At 67.5% G+C, this 6,571-nt stretch carries 6 protein-coding genes; 3 read left to right on the top strand and 3 right to left on the bottom strand.

All coding sequences use genetic code 11. The annotated features are described in order from the left end of the window. Positions 1 to 102: 102 nt before the first annotated feature. Positions 103 to 783 carry a GntR family transcriptional regulator gene (locus tag G3N99_RS31665; RefSeq protein ID WP_174944686.1) on the bottom strand — a complete coding sequence of 227 codons (681 nt, stop codon included), beginning with the start codon at positions 781 to 783 and terminating at the stop codon, positions 103 to 105. Between the two features lie 280 nt (positions 784 to 1,063). Between G3N99_RS31665 and G3N99_RS31660 the strand changes: the two genes are divergently transcribed. Both G3N99_RS31660 and G3N99_RS31655 read left to right on the top strand, forming a co-directional pair. Beyond that, on the top strand, positions 1,064 to 2,254 hold the full coding sequence (locus tag G3N99_RS31660; protein ID WP_206124352.1) for a type 1 glutamine amidotransferase: 1,191 nt from the start codon (positions 1,064 to 1,066) through the stop codon (positions 2,252 to 2,254). A 115-nt stretch (positions 2,255 to 2,369) separates the two neighbouring features. Further along, complete coding sequence (locus G3N99_RS31655; RefSeq protein ID WP_206124351.1) at positions 2,370 to 3,062, top strand: DUF2968 domain-containing protein; 693 nt, start codon at positions 2,370 to 2,372, stop codon at positions 3,060 to 3,062. A gap of 76 nt (positions 3,063 to 3,138) precedes the next feature. Here the strand turns inward: G3N99_RS31655 and G3N99_RS31650 are convergent, their stop codons facing one another. After that, positions 3,139 to 4,089, bottom strand: a complete 951-nt coding sequence (locus G3N99_RS31650; RefSeq protein WP_206124350.1) for a hypothetical protein — start codon at positions 4,087 to 4,089, stop codon at positions 3,139 to 3,141. 351 nt (positions 4,090 to 4,440) lie between these two features. Here G3N99_RS31650 and G3N99_RS31645 point away from each other — a divergent pair, with 351 nt between their 5' ends. Further along, positions 4,441 to 5,736 carry an MFS transporter gene (locus G3N99_RS31645; RefSeq protein WP_174987651.1) on the top strand — a complete coding sequence of 432 codons (1,296 nt, stop codon included), beginning with the start codon at positions 4,441 to 4,443 and terminating at the stop codon, positions 5,734 to 5,736. Positions 5,737 to 5,820: 84 nt separating this feature from the next. Here the strand turns inward: G3N99_RS31645 and G3N99_RS31640 are convergent. Then, the coding region (locus tag G3N99_RS31640; protein WP_277396471.1) for a glycosyltransferase family 9 protein at positions 5,821 to 6,571 on the bottom strand (751 nt) is incomplete at its 5' end.

The following is a 6,571-nucleotide window of genomic DNA, read 5'->3' as shown; positions in this document are numbered from 1 at the left end:
AGCGCGGTGTCGACGAGCGCGCGGCTCGTGGTTCGGCCGGCGGCGAGGTCGGCCGCGAGCTGGGCGAGCGGGGGGAAGGGCGTGAAAGTGGTCATGGGCGGCTCAGGGGCGAAGATGTTGAAGAAGCGTGGAGCGGAACGAATCGATATGGCTTTCGACGGCCGCGCGCGCGCCGGCGGCGTCACGCGCGGACAGCCGATCGAACAGTTCGCGATGCTCGTGCTGGACGTCGGCGAGATGGTGGGGTTCGGACAGCGTGACGAACCAGAAGCGCAGCGAGCGCTCGTGCAGGGCGCGCAGGATGTCGGCAAGCACTGCATTGCGCGCGGCCGTGGCGATCGCCTGGTGGAACGCACGGTCGAGTTCCATCATGCCTTCGACGTCGTGCGAGTCGACGCACGCCTGCCCGGCGTCGAGCAGCGCGGCCAGGCGCGCAAGATCGTCCGGGGTCGCATGGCGCGCGGCGAGTTCCGCGCAGTGCGCTTCGTTGATGCGCCTCACGTCGATCACCGCGACGATGTCGTCGAGCGACAGCGGCTGCACCATCAATCCCTTGCGGGGCATTACGGACAGCAGCCCTTCGAGCACGAGCCGATGCACGGCCTGGTGCACCGGTGTGCGGCCGATGCTGGTGCGCGCGACGAGGTCGGCTTCGTTGAGGGCGGCGCCCGGCTTCAGGCGCATCGTGATGATGTCGCGCTGGATCAGCGTGTACGCGCGGTCGGCGAGGCTGCCTGCCGGTGCGGCCGGGCGCTCGCGGGTGACGTCGGTCAGGGTATTCATGCGGGTTGCGGCGCGGCGGCCGGACGGGGCGCGATCATGGCGCAGGCGATCGGGAAGCGTGGGCGATGCGTGGATATTATTGTGATATATCACTAGTGTCCAGTACCGACGGTGATGCATCGGCGTTGCCCGCACGCGGGTAGGGACGCTCCCCGACTCAGTTTGCCGTCGACTTGCAACAATATCGACAGGATGTTGCAGGTTTGCCGCTCGATCGTGCGCTGAAGCATAATGAATCCTCGTTTATCCATACGCGTGAGCGACGTACCAGACCATCGTCATGAGCGAAAACACGCCTTCCCCGGCCGGTCTGCCCGGCACCTCCTCCGTTTCTTCCGATTCCCCCCGTACCGATCCGGCGAAAGCGCCCGATGCGCCGGCAGCCCAGGCCGCCGCGCAGAACGTCGCTGCTGACGGCGCGTCACCGGTCACGGCTGCGTCCGAGCCGGGTGCGCCCGGTGCAACGGGCGCCGCTATCGATGGCGTTGCTGCCACCGCGCCGCCGAAGGCTGGAACGCCGCCACCCGGATTCGGCGCGCAGCCCGATTTCGACACGCCGCGCCCGCCGCCCGCAAGCGCGCAGAATGCGCCGCCGGCCTACCTGAAGCAGAGCGACACGCCGTGGTCGGTATTCGGCCGGATCGTGGCCGCGCGCGCGCGCCGGCTGTTCGACCGTGCCGGCCAGCGCATCACGCAGCGCACGCTGCGCATCGGCGTGTCGGCGCGGATCTTCCATCCGGAGCCGGGTGCGAAAGGGCTGCGGGGCAAGACGCTGCAGTATCTCGAGGAATCGATCGCGCACTGGGTGATGTCGCGCGACGTGCTCGTGTTCATGATCCCGACCGTCGGCCACCAGGGCATGATTCACCCGAGCAACATCCGCCTGCGCGACTACGCGAAGCATCTCGACGGCCTGTTGCTGCAGGGTGGCGCCGACGTATCGCCGCAAACCTACGCCGCGTCCGACGCCCGCCCCGAATGGCCGGGCGATCGTGTGCGCGACATGTACGAGCTCGAGTTGCTGCACGAGTTCGTCGAATCCGGCAAACCCGTCCTCGGTGTGTGCCGCGGCTGCCAGCTGATCAACGTCGCGTTCGGCGGTTCGCTGTACCAGGACATCGCCACCGATGTACCGACCGCGAATGCGCACGTGAGCGAGCATTACGACCAGCATCGTCACGCGATCCGCTTTCCGGATTCTTCGACGCTCGCGAGCATGTTCCCCGGGCGCAGCGAAGCGATCGTCAACTCGATTCACCATCAGGCGATCCGCGATATCGGCCGCGATCTGAACATCGAGGCCGTGTCGGCGGGCGACGGGATCATCGAAGGCATTCGTCATCGGCGTTCGCCGTTCGTCGTCGGCGTGCAGTGGCACCCCGAGTTCCATCGTGCCGGCGGCTCGGAGCTGCTCGACTGCACGCCGTTGCTCGATGCGTTCCTGCGCGCGGCGCGCGAAACCCGCCTGTAGCAAGCCGCATTCTTCACGTCATACGAAGGCCGGCCGCATCCCGATAAATTCGAGATGCGGCCGTTTCGTTTTGAACGATAATCGCCAGTTCCGATTCGTTTGCCGGAGTCTGACGTTGGCTTTCCGAAATTTTTCCCCTGCACGATTTGCCACGTGGATCGTTGCGCTGGCTGCCTGCGCGCAAGCAGGCGCGGCCTGGTCCGCCGACGCGACTGCGCCCGCCGCCGGCACGCGTCCGGCGGTCACGAGCCTGCGCGGCGACACGGCGGCATCCAATGCGGCTGCGACGGATGCGTCCGCGCAAGGCAACGTCGCCGAGCTGACGCAGATGCTGCACGATGGCCGCATCGTCGAGATGCGTACGACGTACAACGGCAGCTACGGTGCGAGCCTGATGTTCGATCCGCGCGAGATGACGTACTACGTCGCGCTGTTCCAGGACAAGCACCTGTGGCGCGTGATCCGGTCGCAGGAAAAGAATCGCGCGGAGATGGTGTACGCGAACTTCGTTCAGCAGACCGTACAACTTGCCGATATCGAGATCCGACGTACCGAGCTGGAGGCACAGAAGGCGTTTCTCGAGCGCGTGATCGCGCTGCAGGCGAATCGTGCGCAGCAGTTGCAGGCCGACCTGAGCGTTGCGCGCAGCCAGCAGGCTGAAGTCGCGCAGCGGCAGCGTTCGGCGCAGGAACAGGCGCAGGCGCTGCAGGTCGAGAAGCGGGCCGCGCAGTTGCAGTTGCGCGATCTGCAGGAGCAGGTGCGACAGCTCGAGAAGCAGACCGAGACAGGATTGCCCGCGCACAAGTAACGATTCGTCAGACGGACGCAGAGACGAGCAAAACCCGGCGAAGCAGGCTTCGCCGGGTTTTTTTATGGCCAGGCCGTCAGCGCGCGAATGCGTCCGGCGTATCGGTCAGGCGGCGGTGGGACAGTTGCGCCGTCCAGTCCAGGCTGGTGGTGGGCGCGTGCGTTGCGCGGGCAGGCGGGGCAGCACCCAGCGCGCTTGCCATCGCGATCAGCGTGAGCGGATCGTCGAGCGTGTCGCGCGTATCGCCGGTTGCACGCGGCGATGCGGCGAGCCGCTCGCGCGTGCGGGCGTCGACCGTGCTGCTCCGGACTGGCGGGCGCGTGGCCAGCCTCGATACGGTGGGGGGGCGGACCGGCGTCGCCGCCATGCGCTTGCCGCTCGAACGAGGCGACGCTGCAGTGGCTGTCGGCGGTGTGATCGAGGTTGCCTTCGGACGAAGCGACGCGGGGCGACGCTTGAGGTGGTGCGTGGCCGGCGGTGACTCGGCCGTTGTTGCGACAGGAGCGGCCATCTTGCGCTGCGGTGGCGCGCTCGTCGACGTACGTGGCTGAACCGCAGCGACCCGCACGGTACCGGACGACGACGTAGCGTGATCCGGTACGCCGCCGGCCGTGCGAATCGCGTATGCCGGCCCGAACCCCGCAATCGGCTCATGCGCGGCAATCAGCCAGCCGATGATGCCGAGCGCGCCGATGCTCCAGCAGATTGCGTACTTCGTACGCCGGTCGCGAAAGCCGCCGGCGATACGGGGGGAACACGGGGCCGCAGCGGCAGGCAGTGCAACCGGCGACCCGCCATGGGGCGGTGCCGGCGCTGCCACGGGCAGCGGCTGCCAGTGGCATGCACGGTGCGGCCGGTCCATGTCGATGCAGGACGTTGCCAGTGTCGCGAGGCAATGCTTGCCAGGCCGCGCACCGGGTGCGCCGCGAAAGATCCAGTCGCGGCCGAACGACGGTACGTGATCGAGCGGAGCGACGCGAGGGCGGGCGAGCGCGCCTGCCACGGGAACAAGAGGCGATGGGGTCATGAGGGCGGTGCGCCATGCGACACGGGCAACCGTGCCGGTGCGGCGCGGAACTGTCGTTGCAAATCGAGACATTGTGGTCAGCCGGCGAAGGCCGGTCGATCAGATCAATCTGATTTTTGCGTGCGTTTCGGGACGACTCGTACGAGGAGGACGCTGCGACGGCAACGGCAGGGGCGACACAAGGCAAATGTCGGGTTGGCGTGGCATGATGCGCGAACCATGCCGGTGCGCGCGTCGTTGCGCGGTGCGCCGCCGGCGGGCAGCGATGCCCGTGCGCGCCGGCCCGGCGCCGCGTGCGTCGTCGGATCCATGCGGCGCGGATTCGCGCCATCCGAGCTGAGCGAGAAAAACATGTCCACAGCGTCACACGCCATCGCACAGGAATCCAAAGTCCGCACCGTGTTCCGGGTTGTCAGCGGCAACTTCCTGGAAATGTACGACTTCATGGTCTACGGCTATTACGCGTCGGCCATCGCGAAAACCTACTTTCCGAGCGGCAATGCATTCGCGTCGCTGATGCTGTCGCTATCGGTGTTCGGCGCGGGCTTCCTGATGCGGCCGGTCGGCGCAATCGTGCTCGGCGCGTACATCGACCATCACGGCCGGCGCAAGGGGCTGATCCTGACGCTCGGGCTGATGGCGATCGGCACGCTCGCGGTGGCCGCGATACCGGGCTATGCGACGATCGGCGTGCTCGCGCCGGTGCTCGTGCTGCTCGGCCGGCTGCTGCAGGGCTTCTCGGCCGGCGTCGAACTCGGCGGCGTGTCGGTCTACCTGTCGGAGATCGCGACGAAGGGGCACAAGGGGTTCTATACGTCGTGGCAGTCGGGTAGCCAGCAGGTGGCCGTCGTGTTCGCCGCGCTCGTCGGCGTGCTGCTGAATCGCATACTGCCGGCCGAGGAGATGACCGCGTGGGGCTGGCGCATTCCGTTCCTGATCGGCTGCCTGATCGTGCCGTTCCTGTTCCTGATCCGCCGTTCGCTGAAGGAGACCGACGAATTCCTCGCGAAGCGTCATCGTCCGACGATGGGCGAGATCATGCGCTCGATGCTCGACAACTGGGGCATCGTGGTGGCGGGCATGGGGATGGTGATCATGACGACGGTGTCGTTCTACATGATCACCGCCTATACGCCGACCTTCGGCAAGGAAGTGCTGCATCTGTCGTCGCTCGACGCGCTCGTCGTGACCGTCTGCGTGGGGATCTCCAATCTCGTGTGGTTGCCGCTGTCCGGTGCGCTGTCCGACCGCATCGGTCGCCGCCCGGTGCTGATCGCGTTCACCGTGCTGACGCTGTTGACGGCTTACCCGGCCGTGCTGTGGCTCGTCGGCGATCCGTCGTTCCTGCGGTTGCTCGCGGTCGAGCTGTGGCTGTCATTCCTGTACGCGTCGTATAACGGAGCGATGGTCGTCGCGCTGACCGAAGTGATGCCGGCCGACGTGCGCACGGCCGGCTTTTCGCTCGCATACAGCCTGGCGACGACGATCGGCGGCTTCACGCCCGCGATCTCGACGCTGCTGATTCATCAGACCGGGAACAAGGCGGCGCCGGGGCTGTGGCTGAGCGTTGCCGCGATTTGCGGGCTGATCGCGACACTCGTGCTGTATCGCACGTCCGAGGCGCGCAACCAGTACAAGGCGGCCTGACCGGCACCCGTATCACGCGCGGCGCCGGCCGTACGCATTGCAATGAAAAAGGGAGCGCGACGCGCTCCCTTTTTTCGTCTGTGTTCAGGCTTCGCGCAGCGCGCCGGCGACCGCGGCCGCCACGTCGAGCCATTGCCCCGGCGCGGGCTGGCGGGCGAGCCTGGCCTGCGGATACCACGGGCAGTCGTTGCCGGTGAACCAGCGCCAGTCGGGTGCGAACGGCAGCATGACCCACAGCGGCTTGCCGAGCGCGCCGGCAAGGTGGGCGACTGCCGTATCGATTGTGACGACGCCGTCGAGCCGCTCGATCAGCGCAGCCGTGTCGGCAAAGTCGTTCAGCCGGCCGTCGAGCCGATGCACGCGCGGATGTGCGTCGACGCGCGCGCGCTCGTCGTCGTCGAGTGCGGGCTGCAGCACGATCCAGTCGATGTCCGGCAGCGCGAGTAGCGGCGCGAGCGCATCGAACGGCATCGAGCGGTTTTCCTGCGCCTGCTTGCGCCCCGACCACGCGAGGCCGAGCTTGCGCTTCGCCTGCCCGCCGAGCGAGCCGCGAAAGCGCCGGCTGGCGCCGTCGGGCGCATCGAGGTAGCGCGAGCTCGCGACGATGTCCTCTTCCGTCTGAATCCCGAGCAGGAACGGCAAGCTCATCAGCGTGCACGCGACATCCGCGGCAGGCGGTTTTGCCGCGCCCAGTGCGACGAGCGTCACGCGCCAGCGCGACGCGGCCGGCGCCAGCAGCGCAACGAGTTCCGGCTGGACTTCGAGCACGACGCGCGCACACCGTGCACGGGCGAGCGGCACGAAGCGGACGAACTGCAGCGTGTCGCCGAAGCCA

This window comes from Burkholderia sp. Ac-20392 (genome assembly GCF_017104585.1).
GTDB lineage: Bacteria > Pseudomonadota > Gammaproteobacteria > Burkholderiales > Burkholderiaceae > Burkholderia > Burkholderia lata.
This window is presented reverse-complemented; position numbering and strand designations above follow the sequence as displayed.

Coding starts and splice junctions, on each gene's coding strand:
- G3N99_RS31665 (WP_174944686.1), bottom strand. CDS start 783: ATGAATACCCTGACCGACGTCACCCGCGAGCGCCCGGCCGCACCGGCA.
- G3N99_RS31660 (WP_206124352.1), top strand. CDS start 1,064: ATGAGCGAAAACACGCCTTCCCCGGCCGGTCTGCCCGGCACCTCCTCC.
- G3N99_RS31650 (WP_206124350.1), bottom strand. CDS start 4,089: ATGACCCCATCGCCTCTTGTTCCCGTGGCAGGCGCGCTCGCCCGCCCT.
- G3N99_RS31645 (WP_174987651.1), top strand. CDS start 4,441: ATGTCCACAGCGTCACACGCCATCGCACAGGAATCCAAAGTCCGCACC.